Consider the following 20,621-nt stretch of genomic DNA (forward strand, 5'->3'; position numbering starts at 1 on the left):
GAATCTCTTATTTAATATCATGATAAATACATGGGGGTGAGCGTACGCTTTTTCTAGCTTTGGCTGTGTAATTATCCTGTCAGAAGTCGAATTTCCGTTTGTGACACCCACTTTGTGCGAGATCTCTTACAAGTGATGTGCGACTAAGTCACTTTAAACCGATGAAATCGTCTTGAATCCAACTTAAGTTGCTGATTTTATTGGGTTGGGTGTTTTAGGGCATATTTCTCACCTGAAATGTTTTTTGGGACTGTCTAGGAAACAGCGCCATTTCCCGTAATATTTAACTTGTCGACAGGGAGTTGGCAGGAACAGGAAAAAGCCTAATGGACTAGGTATCTTCAGGATGAAGATTTGATTATTTAGGATGAGTGGTCAGCAAGGAAGTGATAATCTCTGGATGAGATTCGCCAGTTAGGATGACAGGCTAGAATGGACACCGCTAGGATGGCGATGAACAAAAAGGAAATTGGTTAAAGGATTTAGCCACTATCAAGGAAAGATGCAGGGAGCACCTTATCTCGAAGAGATAAACAGTAGCCGGATTGCTGCGATAGAGACTTAACCCCGCTAGGCGAAAGCCTTGCGGGGTTTTCTTTTATCTGGCGTTTGTAATGTCAGGCGAGGCGTTTGTCGCTGCCTACCAACCCGATAGAAGTTAACTTTCAGCGTAGCGAATCGAGTTAACGAACCACTCTTTTTCGCCTTCTGGGGTTCTTACCGTAAATTCGTCATCCACTTCTTTCTTAAGTAGCGCACGCGCCATCGGCGAATCGATAGACACGTAGTTTTTCACGCCACCATAGATCTCATCAGGGCCAACAATACGGAATGTCTTTGTGTCGCCGTCGTCGTTTTCGATCTCGACCCAAGCTCCGAAGAACACCTTGCCTTCTTGTTGTGGTGAGTAATCAACAACCTTTACTTGATCAAGACGTTTTCTTAGATAGCGAACGCGGCGATCGATCTCTCGAAGGCGTTTTTTGTTGTACTGATAGTCGGCATTTTCGCTGCGATCGCCAAGGCTTGCAGCCCAAGTCACTTTCTTGGTGACCTCTGGACGATCTTCTCGCCACAAAAAGTTAAGCTCTTTTGTGAGTCTTTCATAACCCTCACGAGTGATTAGGTTTGTTTTCATAAATCTGACTTAATGAAATGATGTTCTAAGATAGAATATATAGAAAGGCAACATACGTTAACAATTCTTTAGGCGACTTTTTCTCCAAGAATGTTACATTTTTAATGTCTTATACCAATACACATTTACCAAGAATGCTTAACCTTAGGTTTGAGCTTTAATAGGTGGAACCATTACATGCAAGAAAACTACAAAATTTTAGTGGTCGATGACGATGCTCGTTTACGTGCTTTGTTAGAGCGCTATCTGTCAGAGCAAGGCTTTCAAGTGCGTAGCGTGGCAAACAGTGAGCAGATGGACCGCCTGTTAACCCGTGAAAACTTTCACTTGATGGTATTGGACTTAATGTTGCCGGGTGAAGATGGTCTTTCGATCTGTCGTCGTCTAAGAAACGCAAACAACTCGCTACCTATCCTGATGCTGACGGCAAAGGGTGACGAAGTGGATCGTATTGTGGGCTTGGAAGTGGGTGCCGATGATTACCTACCAAAACCATTCAACCCACGTGAACTGCTTGCTCGTATCAAAGCGGTACTGCGTCGCCAAGTGATTGAAGCGCCGGGTGCACCAAGCACAGAAGAGTCTGTGGTTGAGTTTGGTGAGTTCCGCTTGAACCTAGGTACGCGTGAAATGTTCCGCGGTGAAGAGCCAATGCCGCTTACTTCAGGCGAATTTGCGGTACTTAAGTCGCTAGTGACTAACGCGCGTGAGCCAATGTCTCGCGATAAGCTGATGAACATGGCTCGTGGCCGTGAGTATTCAGCAATGGAACGCTCTATCGATGTTCAGATTTCACGTCTGCGTCGTCTAGTGGAAGAAGATCCAAGCAAACCTCGCTACATCCAAACGGTGTGGGGCTTGGGTTACGTGTTCGTTCCAGATGGTAAGGCTGTGTAAGTCAGCTTAATAAGCTCCACAGCAGCTTTTTCGATTCTGTCATTCAGAATTCTCTATTTACGGGCCATCTCATTAATATGTGATGGCCCGTTTTCTATTCAGCACAAGGGTTTAGAGTTATAGTTTCTATTATGTCTCTGTTTCTCCACCTTTCACTTTAGGTTTTCTATGCGCATACGTAGCTCCTTTACTCAGTCGATAGTGCTTTTCTTAACGCTATTGGTAGCTAGCCAAATTTTTTCTTACTACGCCGTGTTCAACTACGCTTTGATGCCGAGTTTGCAGCAGTTTAATAAGATATTGGCGCACGAGTTAAACCTGGTGTTGGACCAAGGCAGTGATATCGAAATCGATGCACCACTGCGCCAGCGTGTACTTGAGCAGCTAGGGGTAACCGTTCACGCCAAGGACAGCGAAGCAGCGGGCGAGTACTACCATGCGGTGGCGATTGACCTGATGAGTGAGGAGATGACCAAAGAGCTGGGCTCTGAAACCGAAGTGCGGTTGATTCTAGGTAAAGAGAGCTATGTGCTGTGGATGGACATTGCTCAGCTGCCTAACTCTCTGATTCGTATACCACTATCTGAGTTGCAAGAAGAAGATTTTGCACCACTATTTCGTAACAGCTTGATCATGGCGATGTTGATCGTCGCAGGTGGTTGGCTGTTTATCCGATTGCAAAACCGCCCGCTCATTGCGCTAGAGAAAGCCGCACAAGGTGTTGGACGCGGTGACATTCCACCGCCATTACCAGTGCAAGGTGCGCAAGAAATTCGTTCGGTAACTCGTGCATTCAATCAGATGTCGAAAGGCATCCAAGAACTGGAAGAAGACCGCGCCTTGTTGATGGCCGGTATCAGCCATGATTTACGTACCCCGTTGACTCGTATTCGCTTAGCGACTGAGATGATGTCGCCAGAAGATGGTTACTTAGCCGAAGGGATCATCAGTGATACCGAAGAGTGTAACGAGATTATCAGTCAGTTTATGGATTACCTAAAGCCGGTCGATCGTGAGTCGTTCCAAGCGGTATTCGTCGATGATATTGCACGTGAGGTATCGAGCTCAGAAGGTGGCTATGAGGTACAGATTGAAACCGATATTCCGGAAACCATGAAACCTGCACAGGGTAACCCTATCGCAATGAAGCGTGCGGTGAGTAACTTGGTGGTGAACGCGCTGCGTTACGGTAATGGTTGGGTGAAGGTATCGACGGGCATGACAGCAGATAACAAATTGGCTTGGGTAACGGTAGAAGATAACGGTCCGGGTATCCCACAAGACCAAATTGGTAAGTTGTTTGAACCGTTTACGCGTGGTGATACAGCTCGTGGCAGTGAAGGGACAGGCTTAGGCTTGGCGATCGTGAAACGTATTGTCAGCCAACACCAAGGTGCGGTCGTAGTGAATAACCGCAGTGAAGGTGGCTTGAAAGCGCAGATCAGTTTCCCGGTTAAGCCTTAGTTGTCATCGGTCCGTGTGATTACGATGAGTTTGGTTCGGGGAGTTGTTAAGAGATCCCCGACTCGGTCATTCTTCCCTCTCGGGGATGACGGTGTGGTAAGTATTCAGGTTCATTCAGCGCAAAAGGTGTGCTTAACCTTGAAACTCTTTCTTACTATGTAGAACTGACGCTAGAGAAAGAGGTGAGTAAGACTGGTGGTAAAATCTGAGTCGGACGATACCTATCCACAACCTTTCGTCATTCCCTATCGTGAGGAACGAACGAGTAGGGAATCTCGCTCTTGGTTTATTAAAGTAACGCGTACTAAAAAGGCTTCCTTGGGGAAGCCTTTTTACGTTTTAAGTTGGAATAGATAGGCTAATTACGCCTTAGAATACACATCTCGTTCGCCCAACCAGCGATTGATGATCGCCTTAGCATTATCTGGGTAGCTATCATGAATATGACGAGCGATACGTTGCACTTCAGGAATTAAACGTTGGTCTCGGACTAGGTCGGCAATCTTAAAATCAGCCAAGCCTGTCTGTTTAGTACCAAGTAGCTCACCGGGGCCGCGTATCTCTAAGTCACGCTGTGCTATTACAAAGCCATCGTTACTTTCACGCAACACGCCTAAGCGCTTCTGAGCGGTTTTAGACAGCGGTGAGTGATACAACAATACACAGTGACTTGCGACCGAACCTCGGCCAACACGACCGCGTAATTGGTGCAGTTGCGCTAGACCAAGACGCTCTGGGTTCTCGATGATCATTAAGCTCGAATTCGGTACATCCACACCCACTTCAATTACGGTTGTAGCAACCAACAGGTGCAGTTTGTTTTCTTTGAACTCCTGCATCACCGCTTGTTTCTCAGCAGGCTTCATTCGGCCGTGTACTAAACCAATTTTTACATCTGGCAGTTTACGTTGCAGCTCTTCTGCGGTGTCTGCCGCAGCTTGCGCTTCCAATACTTCTGACTCATCAATCAGAGTACACACCCAATAGGCTTGCTTGCCCTCATTGAGACACGCATTACGCACGCGCTCAACAATGTCATCACGCTTGGTATCTGGAATTGCCACGGTTTGAATGGGTGTACGCCCCGGCGGTAGCTCATCAATGATTGAGGTTTCAAGGTCGGCGTAGGCTGTCATTGCTAGCGTGCGTGGGATTGGCGTTGCCGTCATCACCAACTGGTGAGGATAGTAGCCTTGCTTAGCGCCTTTCTCACGTAGCTCTAGTCGCTGGTGGACACCAAATCGATGCTGTTCATCAATGATGACCAAGCCAAGGTTTTTGAACTCGACATGCTCTTGGAAGAGAGCATGAGTACCGACAACCATTTGTGCTTCGCCACTGGCAATGCGCGCCAGTTCGGTCTCACGAGCCTTACCTTTGAGTTTACCTGCTAGCCAACCTACTTGAATGCTCATTGCTTCAAACCAGTTGGCAAAGTTGATTGCGTGCTGCTCTGCCAATAGTTCAGTTGGTGCCATCAAAGCGACCTGTTGACCATGTTCTAACGCTCGAACCGCCGCCAATGCAGCAACCAAGGTTTTACCTGAACCTACATCCCCTTGTACTAAGCGCATCATAGGATGCGGCTTTTCCAAGTCAGCTTCGATCTCTTTAGTCACTCGTGCTTGAGCATTAGTTGGAGAAAACGGCAGCTGAGCCAGCAATTTATCTTTAAGCGTATTTACTGGAGGAAAAGGCATCGCTTTGTCTTGCTGTCCTTTGCTACGAACCGACAGCATCGATAGGTTTTGAGCCAGCAACTCTTCCATAATCAAGCGCAGTTGCGCGGGGTGCTTACCTTCATCAAACAACTCTAGGTCAATGCCCGGAGGTGGCCGGTGAATGGTATGCAGTGCTTGTGCGAGGGTAATTTGGTGATCGTATAAACCAGAGGGCAGAAGCTCATTGACGGCTGCTTTATCGATCAGTTCTAACGCTTGGTCAGTCAGGTTGCGCAGCGTGACTTGTCTTAGCCCTTCAGTGGTTGGGTACACCGGCGTTAGGTTTGCTTCAACATCTGGCTGCTGCCTCGGCGCAAAGAATTTGTAGTCAGGATGGACGATCTCAAGCCCCATATTGCCGCGCTTGATCTCGCCATAGGCATGGACTTGTTTGCCTTCGGCAAAGTTGTTCTTCATACCTGCGGTAAAGTTGAAAAAGCGCAGAGTAATGGTGCCGTTACCATCGCTGATCTTTACCGCCAACATCTTACGTTTGCCGAAAATGGTATCGACGTGCATCACCTTGCCTTGTACAGCTGCCCATAGGCCAGCGTGCAGTTTTACGATTGGGTAGATGCGTGTTCGATCTTCGTAGCGTAAAGGCAGATGAAATAGCAGGTCTTGTACGTTGTTAAGCCCAACCTTTTCCAGTTTCTCTGCGACTTTAGCGCCGACTCCAGATAAAGAGTTGAGAGGGATAGCAGATAAAAGCTGTGACATAACAAGGCTCATAAACGTAAGAGAGATAATCTATTCAAGCATTTTACTGGATTTTTGTACAGGAGAAAGCTTAGAAGCAGATACGGGATGCGGGTAAACGAGATTCGAAAAGATTAAGAGCAGATATTGGGTGTGAGTGAACGGGATATGGAAAGATTAAAGCAATACATAAAATTAAAGCAGACTCGAAATACGGAGAGTTGAGTAGTGAAAAGCTTGTGCTCTTCGCATCTCGAGACTCGTATCTCTCATCTGCTTTTGGATCAGTTCTTACGACGTCTTACTTTCAGCGCATGTGGCATCACACGTAGCTTCTTCATAATGCTCGCAAGGTGAACACGATCTTTGGTGGTCAGCAAGATTGTCACTGTGTACAAGCGTCCATCACGTTCTTCGGTTGAAATACCGTGAATGTTAGAGCCTGTTTTCGAGATAACATTGGTTAGCTCAGCCAGTGCACCTTGATGGTTCTGCAGATCAACCTGAAGCTCAGCAGTGAACTCTTGGTTGTAATCGTCAGACCATTCAACCGCCATGTATTTATCTGGTTCTTTCTGGTAACCACGAACGTTTGGACACGTTTCGCGGTGAACCACAAGGCCACGACCTGGAGATACATGAGCAATGATGTGATCGTCTGGAATCGGGTGACAACAGTTAGCGAACGTCAGTAGCAGGCCTTCAGCACCACGAATAGGCAGTTTCTTCCTAGGCGCATCGCTGTTGTTTTTCACTTCCGTCAGTTCGTCAGCATCACCTAGCAGGCGACGAGCAATCACGATACTCATCAGCTCACCAAGACCAATTGACGCTAGCAAGTCTTCAATGCTGTCGAGACGAAGATCAGACAATACATGTTCAACGTTCTCTTGGCCGATATCGGTAATAGAGTGCTCGCCAAGTGCGTGGTTCAGTAGACGACGACCAAGGGTAATCGACTCTTCACGACGCATGGTTTTCAGAACCTGACGGATCTTAGTACGTGCACGTGATGTCACTACGTAGTTGAGCCATGCTGCATTTGGACGTGCGCCCGGAGCACTGATTATCTCAATGGTTTGGCCATTCTTCAGCGATTTGCTGAGTGGGTAAGGGTTCATGTCTACACGAGCACCTACACACATGTTGCCGACGTCGGTATGCACCGCGTAAGCAAAATCGACCGCTGTTGCACCTGCCGGAAGTTCGACAATGCGACCTTTCGGCGTGAATACGAAGATCTCATCTGGGAACAGATCAGATTTAACGTTTTCAATGAATTCGAATGAGTTACCTGCGCTTTGTTGTAGCTCAAGTAAGCTCTGCATCCAACGTTGTGCTTTAACCTGTGCGGTTGTCCCGTTACTGCTGCGCGAGCCATTACCTTTGTAAGACCAGTGCGCCGCGACACCTTTATCTGCCATTTGCTCCATATCTTCAGTACGGATCTGGACCTCAACTGGCACCCCGTGAGGGCCGATCATTGACGTGTGCAGAGATTGGTAGCCGTTGGCTTTTGGTACCGCAATATAGTCTTTCATGCGGCCAGGACGAGGCTTGTACAGGCTGTGAGCCTGACCAAGTACGCGATAACAAGTATCTGGGGTATCAACCACTACGCGGAAAGCGTAGATATCCATAATGGTGTGGAAGCGCTGCTCTTTGGTTTTCATCTTGTTATAGATGGAGAACAGATTCTTCTCACGACCAAGTACGCGAGCAGGCAAACCGACTTCTTCAAGGCGGCCTTCGATTTCGCTATGGATACGTTGGATCATCTCCTTACGGTTACCACGCGCAGCTTTCACTACGTTTTTAAGTACGCGATAACGGTTCGGATAAAGGGCTTCGAAGCCTAACTCTTCTAGTTCGGTCTTGATGTTATGAATACCAAGACGGTGAGCTAGCGGAGAATAAATCTCGAGGGTTTCACGAGCAATACGACGCTTTTTGTCAGGACGAAGTGCTCCAAGCGTGCGCATGTTGTGAGTACGGTCAGCTAATTTGATCAAGATAACGCGGATGTCTTGCACCATCGCGAGAACCATCTTGCGGAAGTTCTCTGCTTGCGCTTCTTTGCGATCACGAAATTTAAGCTTATCCAGCTTAGATACACCATCAACCAGTTCAGCAACAGTATTGCCAAATTGAGCTTCTAACTCCTCTTTTGTAACTTCAGTATCTTCAATTACATCATGGAGTAGGGCTGCTTGCAGAGTTTCGATATCCAGACGCATTTCTGCCAGGATTCTTGAAACAGCAACAGGGTGGATTATGTATGGTTCACCCGTTGAACGGGTTTGCCCTTCATGGGCGTTTCTCGCTACCACATAAGATTGACGCAGAGCCTCAATTTGAGGCTCTGTTAGGTATTCTTGGGCAACGTCTTTGAGGCTATCGAATAGATACAAATTAAAGGCCCGGAAGGTTAATTAGTTCGAATGACGTTCTTATCGAGTGTGAGCGATGCTGCTTACTGCTGCAAGTTCAGCCGCTTCTTGCTCTTGTTGCTCTTGACGCTCACGAGCATCTAGTACGTCTTTAGTGATAAGACCTTCTTCGATTTCGCGAAGAGCGATAACCGTTGGCTTATCGTTTTCTTCAGGCACTAGTGAATCTTTACCGCCAGTTTGCATTTGACGTGCGCGGCGAGCCGCAATAAGAACTAGGTCGAAACGGTTGCCAACTTTTTCAACAGCGTCTTGAACAGTTACGCGTGCCATGAGGACTCCAAATAGTAATTAACTAATAAATTTTTGATGACGAGAAAGTATACAAGTTTAACTAGAGACTTTCTAGATCACCGTATACTTATCTCAATGGAAAATCCAGTTCTAGATTATTCCGCCAGTAGTGCTGTAAGCATGCCGCTGTATTTAGCTGCTTGCTTATCTTCTTTCAAACGCTCCGCACGAATGATTGCTCTGAAGTCCATTAGGGCTGCATCAAAGTCATCATTCACGATCACATAATCGTATTCTGCATAGTGAGAAATCTCTGATTTTGCTTCGCTCATGCGTTTCGCAATAACTTCGTCGCTATCTTGACCGCGAACATTCAAACGACGCTCTAGCTCACCATTTGATGGTGGAAGAATGAATACACTCTTCGCTTGAGGCATTTGTTCACGGATCTGACGAGCACCTTGCCAGTCGATATCTAGGAATACATCGATACCGCGGTCTAGGTTTTCTTCAATCCAAACGCGTGAAGTACCGTAGTAGTTGCCGAATACTTCTGCGTACTCTAGGAACTCACCTTTACCAATAAGGTCTTCGAAGTGATGTTTTTCTACAAAGTGGTAGTGAACACCATTTTCTTCACCAGGGCGCATACCGCGAGTGGTGTGTGAAACAGATACCTTCATTGCGTAGGTTGGATTGGTTTCTAGCATTGCTGAGATCAAGCTCGACTTACCTGCGCCACTAGGTGCAGATACGATGTAAAGAGTACCTTTGCCCATCTGTATATTTCCACTGTTGGTTGGATTGAGTGAAGGCGATAGACCTACACTATAAAAGATAGCACTGACCTTAATTACGTTCCGGTAATTGCGCGTATAGAGCGACAACTGGTGAAAATTAGGTCAGAAAAATGGAGGCGAAGAGTAGCATATTTAGATGATTGAGAACAACTGGCTTGATCGTTATTTATTGGCGAATGATCTTCTCAAAGATCGTTTTAGAAATGTAATCACTCATCAGCTGCACTTTTTTATGTGATCTCGACAAAATTTGTTGAAGTTTTAATCTCAATCCTTACAATCCGCGCAAACGATTAAATGCTGTATATATCTAGGGTCTGTTGACCTTTCGCGATGGAGTTTTGTTCGAGAAAAAATCGTTTTAGGCGCGGCAAGGAGTTTGTAGCCTAGTATTCTAAGTAAAGACTCCTTAACAAAGCATAAAACGATTTTAGCCGAACCCTTCGGGCAGCGTTTGTTGGTGGTTTCTACTGCGTTATCGACTTCTTATGTAGGCTAGCTACACTTCAAAGTCTCTGCCTTGTAGAAATCCCCAACAACTCGCTGCAAAAATCATCTCGAAGGGCCAACAGACCCTGCTAGACTAGATGTTTCTACTACCAAGCCTACCTTGGTGACTACAGTTTTTAGTGTAGAGACCTCTCTATCCTCACAGCATTTGAATCACCAAATTCTTAATTTATTGCAAAGGTTTTGTTGTGAGTACCGATTCCACCCTGAAAGCCCAGAACACCTCTGGCTCGCTTGATTCGATGTTTAAAATCACTGAAAGAAAAACCACGATCGGCACTGAGCTGTACGCAGGTTTCATTACTTTCTTGGCAATGAGCTACATCCTAGCGGTTAACCCAGCGATTTTGGGTGGTATTCCTGGCATGGATAAAGGTGCCGTGTTTACTGCAACAGCACTTGCTGCGGCTATTTCGACCCTAATCATGGGCATTTGGGGCAACTACCCAGTGATGCTTGCGCCGGGCATGAGCATGAACGGCTTCTTCAAAGGTTTGCTATTAAGTGGTTCAGTCGCAGTACTTTGGAATGAGGCACTGTTCGGCATTTTCCTATCAGGTATCTTGTACCTCGCGTTCTCGTTGACCAATATCCGTAAATCGATGATTGAGTCGATTCCTGAAGACTTGAAGTTGGCGATTACCGTTTCTCTCGGTTTGTTCATTGCTTTCTTAGGTCTTAAGAATGCGGGCATCATCGTTTCTAACCCATTCGTATTGGTTGGCTTAGGTGACATTTCCGATCCAAAAGTGATCATCGCTTACGTGAGTATTTTCATCGCACTGGGTTGTATGGTTCGTGATATCAAACTAGCGACGTTTATCTCGTTCGTTTCGGCTATCGTGTTGACCATTCTTGCTGACGTCTTCATGGGCACTTCAAACGCGCCAATCCCTGAACAGTTAGTTGCGATGCCACCGAGCATGGCAGGTAGCTTCGGCGCTATCTTTGATTTCTCTGCTTTCACGCCAGAGAAAATGTTCGACCTATTGTTCATCGTACTGATCTTCCTGATTGTTGATTTCTTTGATGGCTTGAGCACGATTGTTGGCGTTGGCCGCGATGCGGGTATTATCGATAAAGACGGCAAGGTGCCAAACGCGAAATCGGCTCTAGTGGCAGATGCGGGTGGTACGGTGATTGGTTCGATTCTAGGTACTACATCTATTACCGCGTTCTCCGAGTCTGGCATTGCTTCTTCTCAAGGTGCGAAAACGGGCTTGGCAGCAGTGATGGTGGCTGGTCTGTTCTTAATCTCGCTGTTCTTATACCCAATCTTCTCTATTTTCTCAGCTGCAATGGTTGCACCGGCGATGGTAGTAGTGGGCATCTACATGGTAGGTCGTCTGGGTCAGATCAACTGGGAGAAGAAAGAGTCACGTATTGCGGCCTTCTTCACCATCATGTTCACAGTGCTAAGCTTCTCTCCAGCGAACGGTATGGCGATGGGCTTTATCAGCTACGCATTCACAATGGTTGTGGCAGGTAAGCGTAAAGAAGTGCACTCGCTTATCTACGGACTGTGTGTGGTGTTCTTAACTTATCTGATTCTGCTGTAAGGCTAATTAGTCACTAGAAGTCGTTAAGTAAAAGACAAACAGATGGCTCTGCAGTGACTGTGGGGCCATTTTTATATCTGTCGTCTCTAGACGTGTAACTGGTGGCGTTATCTTAAACTTGACAGTACGCGACTTATATTGATGCATGCTATTGTAGAGACTGGATTAATTATTTTTTGAAGAGTGACTATGCCTTCTCATTTACCTAAATCTTTTAGTAAGCCGTTTTTAAAAGTATTCCACATTATGGAAGCGGTATTGCTGGTGGCGATCACGCTCGCGACCTTGTTTGCGATGGTCGAAGAGTTCATGCATGTCTTCGCTGAACGCCGTGTACAACTGACCGACATTCTACTGATGTTCATCTATTTAGAAGTATTGGCCATGGTTCAACAGTTTGTGATGAACGGTAAGATTCCAGTGCGATACCCAATCTATATCGCGATGATGGCGATTGCTCGTTACATCACTTTGGGCATGAAAGAACTCGATGCGGTATTGATCGTTTGGTTATCTTTAGCTGCATTTATTTTGGCCGCTGCAACACTCTTGATTCGTGTTGGGCATCATTATTGGCCGTATGTAGACCTTCGAACCAAGCAGCCAGATGAGTAACACTTTGAAGGTTAAGGTTTTATAAATGAAGCCCAGCGATATCGTTGGGTTTTTAATTGGGCTAATTGAATAAAAAAGCATCGATTTATCCAAATAACGCTTTACAAGCAGGCTAAGATCACCAAGAATGGCGTCGCTCTGTTTTCAGGGTTATTAAATGAAACATCCAGTTGTAAAGTAAAACCCTTAGTATTGCTTCATTGTTATTCTCAGTGTTTCCCTTAGCTTCATAGATACATTAAATAATTCAAGCTTTCAGCGCATCGCACTTTTGGCGATTAATTTTTTATTTTTATATAAGGGACACATCATGTCTAACAAAACAAACGGCGTAGTAAAATGGTTTAACGAAGAGAAAGGCTTCGGTTTCCTAACTCAAGACAACGGCGGCGCTGACGTATTCGTACACTTCCGTGCAATCGCTTCTGAAGGTTTCAAGACTCTTAAAGAAGGCCAACAAGTGTCTTTCGAAGTAGAGCAAGGCCAAAAAGGTCTTCAAGCTGCAAACGTTGTAGCTCTATAAGATTTTAAGTCGGCGCAGGTTGCAACAGCAACTTGCGTCACTTTCTCTCTCAAATCTGTTTCCCCCTCAGTTTTACCGCAACACTCTTCTCCACTAGCAATACCTCCTCAAAATATCAAAAATCCTGTTTTACATCCGTCATCTCGTTCTATCTATCGCTGTATCTATTCTTTGCTCTAACTCAATCTTCTACGCAACAACCTGTCACTTGCTCATCCAGATTGTCATTACTGTATCCATAAAAAAAGCCCCTAAAACTAGGAGCTGATCTTGATCTAATCAACACTGTTAGTTAATCAACACTGATTCAGCTAATGGCTATTCACAGTGTGTTACTGACAAACTGTTATTCAATATTCTGGATCTGCTCACGCATCTGTTCGATAAGGACCTTAAGCTCTACGCCTGATGCGGTGATGTCTGTGCTGATAGACTTAGATGCTAGCGTGTTTGACTCACGGTTGAACTCTTGCATCATGAAGTCAAGCTTACGGCCACAAGCGCCGCCTTTCTTCAGTACTGCATTCGCTTCTTTCACGTGAGAGTCTAGACGATCTAGCTCTTCTGCTACGTCTGACTTCTGCGCAAGTAGGATAAGCTCTTGCTCAACACGAGAACCTTCCAGTTCAATTTTCGCATCTTCAAATTTGGTAAGAAGACGCTCACGTTGCCACTCTAGGATCTCAGGCATGCGTGCACGAACTTTCACGACTTCTTCAGTGATTGCATCTAAACGCTGAACGATTAGCGCCTTCATGTTTTCACCTTCACGAGCACGAGCGTCAATGAACTCTGCAATAGCATCGTTGAATGCTTCTAGTAGGTCTTTGTTGATAGCATCCATGTCTTGCTCTGGAGTTTCCATCACGCCAGGCCAGTTCATGATTTGGAATGGGTTCAAACGGCTCTCTTCGCCTGTCATCGTCATTACTTGGTTGGCTGCATTAATGACTTGCTGAGCCAAGCCTTCGTTAATGCTTAGTTCACCCTTTGCTGCAGGGTTTGCTTCAAAGCGTAGGTTACATTCAACCTTACCGCGCGCTAGACGCTTACGGAAACGCTCACGCAAGATTGGCTCTAAACCACGGAACTGTTCAGGCATACGGAAGTAAGTTTCTAGGTAGCGTTGGTTTACACTACGGATTTCCCATACTGCGCTGCCCCAATCGCCTTTTACTTCTTTGCGTGCGTACGCGGTCATACTATAAATCATCGAATTTTCCTGTCTTTTATCATTCTGAAAATAACGCGTACGCATAGTATCACGATATGGTGTGCTCCCGAAGCTTGTCTCTTGTGACTATAAATAGCCGGTTACGGTAAATAGCTTTGAACGGTAAATAGATTTGAAAGATAAACTGCTATATAATCTTGCCCCAATCAAAACTGTCTCACCCCTTTCTTAGGTGATGCACTCTTTCGATAGTAAATCACTTCAGACTGTTAATAAGGTAGATACCAATGCGTCCAAATGACCGCGCTGTAGATCAAATTCGTCCAATTAAAATTACTCGTAACTACACAGCTTATGCTGAGGGTTCTGTATTAGTTGAGTTCGGCAACACTAAAGTTCTATGTAATGCGACGGTAGAAGAAAACGTACCGCGTTGGTTGAAAGGCCAAGGAAAGGGTTGGGTAACCGCTGAATACGGTATGCTGCCACGTGCAACACACACTCGTAACCGTCGTGAAGCGGCGAGTGGTAAGCAAGGTGGTCGTACGATGGAAATCCAACGTCTGATCGCTCGTAGCCTACGTGCTGTCGTTGACCTGAAAGTAATGGGTGAAATCATGATCACTGTCGATTGTGATGTTATCCAAGCAGACGGCGGCACACGTACTGCTTCTATCTCAGGTGCAAGTGTTGCAATGGCGGATGCTATCAACAGCCTACTAGTAAGCGGCAAGCTGAAAAAGAATCCAATGAAAGGCCACGTAGCGGCAGTTTCAGTGGGCATCGTTGGTGCACAAGCACTGTGTGACCTTGAGTACGTTGAAGACTCAGCAGCCGATACCGACATGAACGTTGTAATGACAGAAGACGGTAAGATGATTGAGATTCAAGGTACCGCAGAAGGCGAACCGTTTAGCCACGAAGAGCTGATGCAGCTTTTAGCCCTGGCAAATAAGGGCATTGCTGATATCGTCGAAGCGCAGAAAGCTGCGTTGGCCGACTAATCATTTTTAATAGCTCCCACATTGGGGGCTATTTTTTTATTTTCGTCATATATAACTCTACACCTGTGTTAGCTTGCAATTTTTCACCCTAATCACATAGGTTCCCTATGCTCATAGGGCTGAAAAACTTTGCTGCCTTGTTGTAGAGCTATCTATTTAGAAAATACGTCATCGTTAGCTTTCGAAGTGATCGGAAGTTAGGAATTGGAAAGTAAATTAATTTAGAGGATGAGCATGAAAGCATATCAACGTGAATTTATTGAATTTGCACTAGAGAAAGAAGTACTTAAGTTTGGTGAGTTTACTTTAAAGTCTGGCCGTAAGAGCCCTTACTTCTTCAATGCTGGATTGTTTAATACAGGTCGTGACCTAGCACGCTTAGGTCGCTTCTACGCAGCGGCATTGGCTGATTCAGGTATTGAGTTCGATGTACTGTTTGGCCCTGCATACAAAGGTATCCCAATCGCGACCACGACAGCAGTTGCACTGGCAGATCATCACGATGTAGACACGCCTTACTGCTTTAACCGTAAAGAAGCGAAAAACCACGGTGAAGGTGGCAACCTAGTCGGTAGTGCACTGGAAGGTCGTATCATGCTGGTTGATGACGTGATCACTGCGGGTACAGCGATTCGTGAGTCGATGGAAATCATCCAAGCGAACGGTGCTGATCTAGCGGGCGTGCTTGTTGCTATCGACCGTCAAGAGAAAGGCAAAGGCGAGCTGTCTGCAATTCAAGAAGTTGAACGCGATTTCGGTTGTGCAATTATCTCAATCGTTAGCCTGACTGACCTTGTGACTTTCCTTGAAGAGAAAGGCACCGACGCAGCACACCTAGAGTCAGTAAAAGCGTACCGCGCTCAATACGGAATCTAATTCTTGAAGCGTCGAACCTAACGGTTTAGCGTTCTAAGTTTAGAATCGAAAAATCAAAAAGGCCCGAGAGATAAATATCTTTCGGGCCTTTTACTTTTCTATTGAAGTGAGCTGTTTTCTTATCTAAGAAATAGTCGCTCTATTTGTAGCGGCTACTCTATTTATAACGAATGCCGCGTTCAGCTTCTGGATCTTCCATGGTCTTGAAGCGTTTGTGTAGCCACATCCACTGTTCTGGTGCTCTTAAGATAATCTTCTCAAGATAGCTGTTCATGTAGGCAGCGGCGGCTTTCTCATCTTTTTGTGGATAGTTATCTTCAATTGACTCGTCGGCCATGATTTCATACTTGCCGTCGGCATTTCTAAAACCTGACCCCGGAACAAGTGCGCATCGGCTGGTGTAAGCCAGAATGCTGGTGCCTGTGGTGGTACATGCATCTTCTACCGCGAAGAAAGGCACAAACACAGACTTGTTACGACCGTAATCATGATCCGGAAGGTAGAAAAGGATCTCACCCTGACGCAGGATTCGAATCATACGCTTCACGTCTTTACGGTGAATCAGGCGGTTGCCGTTTTGAGTACGACCACGGTATTGAATGAATTCATAAGCCGGATTGTTGTGTGGGCGGTAAACACCTAAACCTGAAATACCAAGAACAGCCATTGCTCGCGCAGTGATCTCTAGGTTCAAGGCATGAACACAACACAGCAGAACACCTTTGCCGTTGGCTTTATGTGTACGCAGCATTTGAGTGTCTTTATCTACTAGGATTCGCTTGAAACGCCACGTCGGCCAAAACCAGGTAATACCGGTTTCGATGAGCGCCATACCGGTGTTCTTGAAGTTCTCACTGACCATTGCCGCGACTTCATCTGCTGGCTTGTCTGGGAAGGCGAGCTCCAAGTTACGTGTTGCGACTGCGACGCGCTTTTTGCCATAGCGAGCGCCCAAAGAGCCTAATGATCGGCCTAACAGCAGTAAGAGGCGGTAAGGGAGAACGTTAACGATAAGCGCCAATAACCCAAAACCGAACCATACTCCCCAGTATTTAGGGTGGAGTAACGCCAGAGTAAAAGGTGGCTTAGTAATAACGTGTTGTGCAGTGCTGCTTGTCGGAGAAGTTTTCGTCGTCATAACCATCACTTAAGATTTGATTGCTACTTAATTTGATTGCTACTTAATCTGAGCGCTTAATAGAGCCCAATAAGCATCAAAATTTTCTGTCGGTTGATATTTGAAGTCTGAACGAACAAAGCGATTCAAGCTGCCTTCAACTTGACCGAGCAGCTGAGCCGCTAAAATTTTCTCATCAACCGGGAATGATTTCCCTTCACGAAGTTTTCTTTCACGCAGGATTTGGCGAAGTTGCGTCTCAATGCGTTCGAAAAGTTGGTTGATGCGATCACGCAGGCGTTCATTTTCAAACATTAGAGCATGACCAGACAAGATTCGAGTCAGGCCAGGGTTACGTTCTGAGAAAACTAAGATAAGTTGTAGCACTAGGCGTATGCGCTCTAGCGTGTCTTTCTCTTCATCCAGAATACGGTTGATTCGAGACATCAACGCTTCTTCAATGAACTCGATTAGGCCTTCAAACATACGAGCTTTGCTAGGGAAGTGGCGGTATAACGCAGCCTCAGAAACACCCACTTGCTTGGCCAACTTTACCGTTGTGATACGAGAAGCACCTTCGGTCGATTCCAACATTTGTGCGAGAGCTTGTAGGATTTCTTCACGACGGTTTGATTTTCGAGCACCAGCCATCTATTTACTTCCTTTCCTAAAGATGAGGATTGAGTGAAGAAGGATTATAAACACCAATCAATTCTGTTTCCTAGTTTTGTGAGCCCTAGGTCAACAGAATCGAGAGGTGTCAGCAGATTGTCAGAGCAAATTTGTGCGTTTATGCATCAATAAGCAGTTGGATCTGATCGAGGATCTGGAAACCAAGTGTGTCTTTGCTTTCCAGTGGCAGAGACTTATCGCCGCCTTTCCAATAAAGATGCAGCTCATTGCTACTGCTATTGAAGCCTTGACCTTCGACAGAAACGTCGTTGGCGCAAATCATGTCGAGGTTCTTTCTTTCCAGTTTGCCGCGCGCGTACTTCTCAACATCTTGAGTTTCAGCTGCGAAGCCGACAGTAAATGGGCGACCTTCAGTCATTGCAGCGACAGAAGCGACGATGTCAGGGTTCTTAACCATTTGAATGGTCATGTCGTCTTTACCGTCGATCTTCTTAAGCTTTTGGTCTGCGATGGTCTCAGGGCGATAATCGGCAACCGCGGCGCAGCTGATGAAAATATCGTGTTGAGCGGCGTGAGCAGTAACAGCATCAAACATCTGTTGAGCGCTGTCGACATCAATGCGATTAACTTTGTTTGGTGTAGCAAGAGACACAGGACCACTGACTAGAGTCACTGTTGCACCTTGTTTCGCTGCCGCTTCAGCCAGAGCATAGCCCATCTTGCCCGAGCTGTGGTTGGTAATGTAACGCACAGGGTCGATCGCTTCACGAGTCGGGCCGGCAGTAATAAGCACAGAACGGCCAGCAAGTGGCTTAGGTTGGAAGAAGTCTTCACAGCGATGTACGAGCTGCATTGGCTCGAGCATACGCCCCAGACCGACATCACCACACGCTTGTTCGCCAGCCGCCGGCCCCCAAATCTCACAGCCACGACGTTTTAGTGTCGTGATGTTCTCTTGAGTCGCAGGGTGGCTGTACATCTGTTGGTTCATTGCTGGAGATACCGCAACTGGCGCATCGGTTGCTAAAACCAAAGTGGTTAGCAAGTCGTTACCCATGCCAGCTGTCATACGAGCAATAAGGTCTGCGGTTGCTGGCGCTAGTAATACTAAGTCAGCCCACTTTGCGAGCTCAATGTGGCCCATGGAAGCCTCAGCAGCAGGATCAAGCAAACTATCAGACACTGGCCTGCCAGAGACGGCTTGCATGGTGAGAGGAGTAATGAACTCCTTGGCTGCATTGGTCATGACGACCTGCACTTGTGCTCCACGCTCTATCAAACGTCGAGTCAGCTCGGCACATTTGTAAGCAGCGATACCACCACTAATACCAAGAAGAATTTTTTTCCCTGCTAGGCCTTGTTGGTCAGCGTTACTCAGTGGATTAACCTGTGTTTGCATGATTCTGTTCCTTAATTTTTCTGCGACTTACGATATCAGAACAAAGGATGAGTGCCTAGAAGCAGAACTCGAACAGAGTTGACGCTCATCAAGTTGGTGTTATCAAACTTATCAATTACACAGTTTTGCTAGTGAGTCGTTTCCTTTTATCTCTATCGAAGGATCTCTGATTACGATCTCATTACGCTGGTGGGTCGTGTTCATGACTAGTGATTAGCTTTTATATGCCAATAGATAAAATACCTGCCGAATCGATGCCGAGAGAAAAGCTATTAAATAGAGGGCCTGATTCTTTGAGTGATGCGGAACTGCTCGCGATATTTCTGCGAACAGGGACACAAGGAATGAACGTGTTGGAACTCGCAGACAAGTTGATCAAAGACTTTGGTTCGCTCCGCCATCTCTTTTCAGCAACGCAGGAAGAATTTTGTGCTCATAAAGGGATGGGACAGGCTAAGTATGTTCAGCTACAAGCTGTATTAGAGATGACGCAGCGTTATCTAGCGGAGACTTTGTCTCGTGGAGATGCGCTCACTAGCCCTAGTCATACTAAGCTTTATCTTTCGAGCATGTTGCGTGATCGCCAGCGAGAAGCCTTCTATATATTGTTCCTCGATAACCAAAATAGGGTAATAAAGGACGAGGTGATGTTTGAAGGAACCATCGATGCCGCATCGGTTTACCCGCGGGAAGTGGTTAAACGGTCACTGCATCACAATGCGGCGGCATTAATCTTGGCTCATAACCACCCTTCAGGTGTTGCTGAGCCCAGCCAAGCGGATAGGCGGATTACACGTCGATTAACCGATGCATTAGCGCTGGTGGACATCCGAGTTCTCGACCATTTTGTCGTTGGAGATGGCGAAGTTGTCTCTTTTGCAGAGCGTGGATGGATTTGAATCACATTTTAGGTTGTTAGTTGCGTTAAATCTGCTATTATTCCGCCCACATTTTTAGACCTAAAATCAGCTCTGATTACTCAAGCAAGCTGCGCTGCACAAAAAAAGATCACGAAATCCGTAAAAAGGATCTGTTCGGGTCTTGAGCAATGCGTGTCAAGTTAGTATAATGCGCGACCTTTGATAGCCTTGTATGGATTTTCCATAACGGTTTTTACCTTCTATTTTAATTGATAGAGAGGTTCGGCCACCAAGGTTGATATCGAGCTGAAACGATTGGAGAAGACATTCATGTCCCGAGTATGCCAAGTAACTGGTAAGCGTCCAGTAACGGGTAACAACCGTTCACACGCACGCAATGCTACTAAGCGCCGTTTTCTGCCGAACCTACAAACTCATCGTTTCTGGGTAGAGAGCGAAAAACGTTTTGTTAAACTACGTCTAACTGCTAAAGGCATGCGTATCATTGATAAGAAAGGCATCGATGCTGTTCTTGTTGATATCCGTGCACGTGGCGAAAACGTTTAAGAGGAATTAAGCAATGGCTAAAGGCATTCGTGAGAAAATTCGTCTAGTATCTTCTGCAGGTACTGGTCACTTCTACACAACTGATAAGAACAAGCGTAACATGCCAGGCAAATTTGAGATCAAAAAGTTTGATCCAGTAGTTCGCCAACACGTTATGTACAAAGAAGCTAAAATCAAGTAATTGATGCTTTTTTTGCTCTTCTTCAGTAGAAGAAAGAATTGAAAAACCCAGTTTAATCGCTGGGTTTTTTTATACCTAAAATTTGAGTAACTCAATTGTTCTTGCTTAATATAGCACCTGATAGCTAGAAAGCCGCGCAACATAGAAAGTATTGCCACTTTCACGATATACTGAATGTTCAATAGGTTAGATGAGCAGAA

Annotated in this window: 19 protein-coding genes; 10 read left to right on the plus strand and 9 right to left on the minus strand. The window is 45.9% G+C overall.

Going from position 1 to position 20,621, the window contains the following annotated elements; translation table 11 throughout:
• Positions 1-658: 658 nt before the first annotated feature.
• Positions 659-1,138, minus strand: coding sequence for a transcription elongation factor GreB (gene greB / locus OC193_RS00685; protein WP_048663067.1), 480 nt, complete (start codon positions 1,136-1,138; stop codon positions 659-661).
• Between the two features lie 177 nt (positions 1,139-1,315).
• Here greB and ompR point away from each other — a divergent pair, with 177 nt between their 5' ends.
• Positions 1,316-2,035 carry an osmolarity response regulator transcription factor OmpR gene (ompR, locus tag OC193_RS00690; protein WP_008218409.1) on the plus strand — a complete coding sequence of 240 codons (720 nt, stop codon included), beginning with the start codon at positions 1,316-1,318 and terminating at the stop codon, positions 2,033-2,035.
• Positions 2,036-2,203: 168 nt separating this feature from the next.
• Positions 2,204-3,499, plus strand: a complete 1,296-nt coding sequence (envZ, locus tag OC193_RS00695) for a two-component system sensor histidine kinase EnvZ (RefSeq protein WP_048663068.1) — start codon at positions 2,204-2,206, stop codon at positions 3,497-3,499.
• A gap of 362 nt (positions 3,500-3,861) precedes the next feature.
• Here the strand turns inward: envZ and recG are convergent, their stop codons facing one another.
• The 4 genes from recG to gmk form a co-directional block, all read right to left on the minus strand.
• The gene (gene recG / locus OC193_RS00700; protein WP_048663069.1) at positions 3,862-5,940 is read right to left on the minus strand and encodes an ATP-dependent DNA helicase RecG; all 2,079 of its coding nucleotides are present in this window, start codon (positions 5,938-5,940) and stop codon (positions 3,862-3,864) included.
• 263 nt (positions 5,941-6,203) lie between these two features.
• Entirely contained in the window at positions 6,204-8,330 is a 2,127-nt protein-coding gene (spoT, locus tag OC193_RS00705) for a bifunctional GTP diphosphokinase/guanosine-3',5'-bis pyrophosphate 3'-pyrophosphohydrolase (protein ID WP_048663070.1), read from the minus strand.
• Positions 8,331-8,369: 39 nt separating this feature from the next.
• Positions 8,370-8,642: a DNA-directed RNA polymerase subunit omega gene (gene rpoZ / locus OC193_RS00710; RefSeq protein ID WP_009848003.1), complete on the minus strand. Its 273-nt coding sequence runs from the start codon at positions 8,640-8,642 to the stop codon at positions 8,370-8,372.
• Positions 8,643-8,758: 116 nt separating this feature from the next.
• Positions 8,759-9,382: a guanylate kinase gene (gene gmk / locus OC193_RS00715; RefSeq protein ID WP_048661314.1), complete on the minus strand. Its 624-nt coding sequence runs from the start codon at positions 9,380-9,382 to the stop codon at positions 8,759-8,761.
• A 719-nt stretch (positions 9,383-10,101) separates the two neighbouring features.
• On the opposite strand from gmk, the gene OC193_RS00720 reads away from it, so the two are divergent.
• The 3 genes from OC193_RS00720 (at position 10,102) to cspE (ending at position 12,610) form a co-directional block, all read left to right on the plus strand.
• Complete coding sequence (locus OC193_RS00720; RefSeq protein ID WP_048663071.1) at positions 10,102-11,472, plus strand: NCS2 family permease; 1,371 nt, start codon at positions 10,102-10,104, stop codon at positions 11,470-11,472.
• A 189-nt stretch (positions 11,473-11,661) separates the two neighbouring features.
• On the plus strand, positions 11,662-12,087 hold the full coding sequence (locus OC193_RS00725; RefSeq protein ID WP_017062464.1) for a phosphate-starvation-inducible protein PsiE: 426 nt from the start codon (positions 11,662-11,664) through the stop codon (positions 12,085-12,087).
• Between the two features lie 310 nt (positions 12,088-12,397).
• Positions 12,398-12,610, plus strand: coding sequence for a transcription antiterminator/RNA stability regulator CspE (gene cspE, locus OC193_RS00730; protein ID WP_004735656.1), 213 nt, complete (start codon positions 12,398-12,400; stop codon positions 12,608-12,610).
• Positions 12,611-12,956: 346 nt separating this feature from the next.
• Here the strand turns inward: cspE and OC193_RS00735 are convergent, their stop codons facing one another.
• Positions 12,957-13,823 carry a YicC/YloC family endoribonuclease gene (locus tag OC193_RS00735; protein ID WP_048663079.1) on the minus strand — a complete coding sequence of 289 codons (867 nt, stop codon included), beginning with the start codon at positions 13,821-13,823 and terminating at the stop codon, positions 12,957-12,959.
• Between the two features lie 248 nt (positions 13,824-14,071).
• Between OC193_RS00735 and rph the strand changes: the two genes are divergently transcribed.
• A complete protein-coding gene (rph, locus tag OC193_RS00740) occupies positions 14,072-14,788 on the plus strand; it encodes a ribonuclease PH (RefSeq protein ID WP_048663081.1) in 717 nt (238 codons plus the stop codon).
• Between the two features lie 234 nt (positions 14,789-15,022).
• Positions 15,023-15,664 (plus strand): orotate phosphoribosyltransferase, encoded by a 642-nt coding sequence (gene pyrE / locus OC193_RS00745; RefSeq protein ID WP_017059267.1) that lies wholly within the window; start codon positions 15,023-15,025, stop codon positions 15,662-15,664.
• A 157-nt stretch (positions 15,665-15,821) separates the two neighbouring features.
• On the opposite strand, the gene lpxL is transcribed toward pyrE, so the two are convergent.
• The 3 genes from lpxL to coaBC all read right to left on the minus strand — a co-directional run bounded on the left by lpxL (position 15,822) and on the right by coaBC (position 18,813).
• On the minus strand, positions 15,822-16,802 hold the full coding sequence (gene lpxL / locus OC193_RS00750) for an LpxL/LpxP family Kdo(2)-lipid IV(A) lauroyl/palmitoleoyl acyltransferase (RefSeq protein WP_048663083.1): 981 nt from the start codon (positions 16,800-16,802) through the stop codon (positions 15,822-15,824).
• 39 nt (positions 16,803-16,841) lie between these two features.
• Positions 16,842-17,432, minus strand: coding sequence for a nucleoid occlusion factor SlmA (gene slmA / locus OC193_RS00755; RefSeq protein ID WP_017063086.1), 591 nt, complete (start codon positions 17,430-17,432; stop codon positions 16,842-16,844).
• A gap of 139 nt (positions 17,433-17,571) precedes the next feature.
• Positions 17,572-18,813 (minus strand): bifunctional phosphopantothenoylcysteine decarboxylase/phosphopantothenate--cysteine ligase CoaBC, encoded by a 1,242-nt coding sequence (coaBC, locus tag OC193_RS00760; RefSeq protein ID WP_048663085.1) that lies wholly within the window; start codon positions 18,811-18,813, stop codon positions 17,572-17,574.
• Positions 18,814-19,037: 224 nt separating this feature from the next.
• On the opposite strand from coaBC, the gene radC reads away from it, so the two are divergent.
• From radC to rpmG, 3 genes are all read left to right on the plus strand, one after another.
• Positions 19,038-19,712, plus strand: a complete 675-nt coding sequence (gene radC, locus OC193_RS00765) for a RadC family protein (RefSeq protein ID WP_048666236.1) — start codon at positions 19,038-19,040, stop codon at positions 19,710-19,712.
• 291 nt (positions 19,713-20,003) lie between these two features.
• Complete coding sequence (rpmB, locus tag OC193_RS00770; RefSeq protein ID WP_004728407.1) at positions 20,004-20,240, plus strand: 50S ribosomal protein L28; 237 nt, start codon at positions 20,004-20,006, stop codon at positions 20,238-20,240.
• A gap of 13 nt (positions 20,241-20,253) precedes the next feature.
• Positions 20,254-20,421: a 50S ribosomal protein L33 gene (rpmG, locus tag OC193_RS00775; RefSeq protein WP_002535344.1), complete on the plus strand. Its 168-nt coding sequence runs from the start codon at positions 20,254-20,256 to the stop codon at positions 20,419-20,421.
• Positions 20,422-20,621 lie beyond the last annotated feature (200 nt).

This window comes from Vibrio crassostreae (assembly GCF_024347415.1).
In the GTDB taxonomy this organism is placed as follows: domain Bacteria; phylum Pseudomonadota; class Gammaproteobacteria; order Enterobacterales; family Vibrionaceae; genus Vibrio; species Vibrio crassostreae.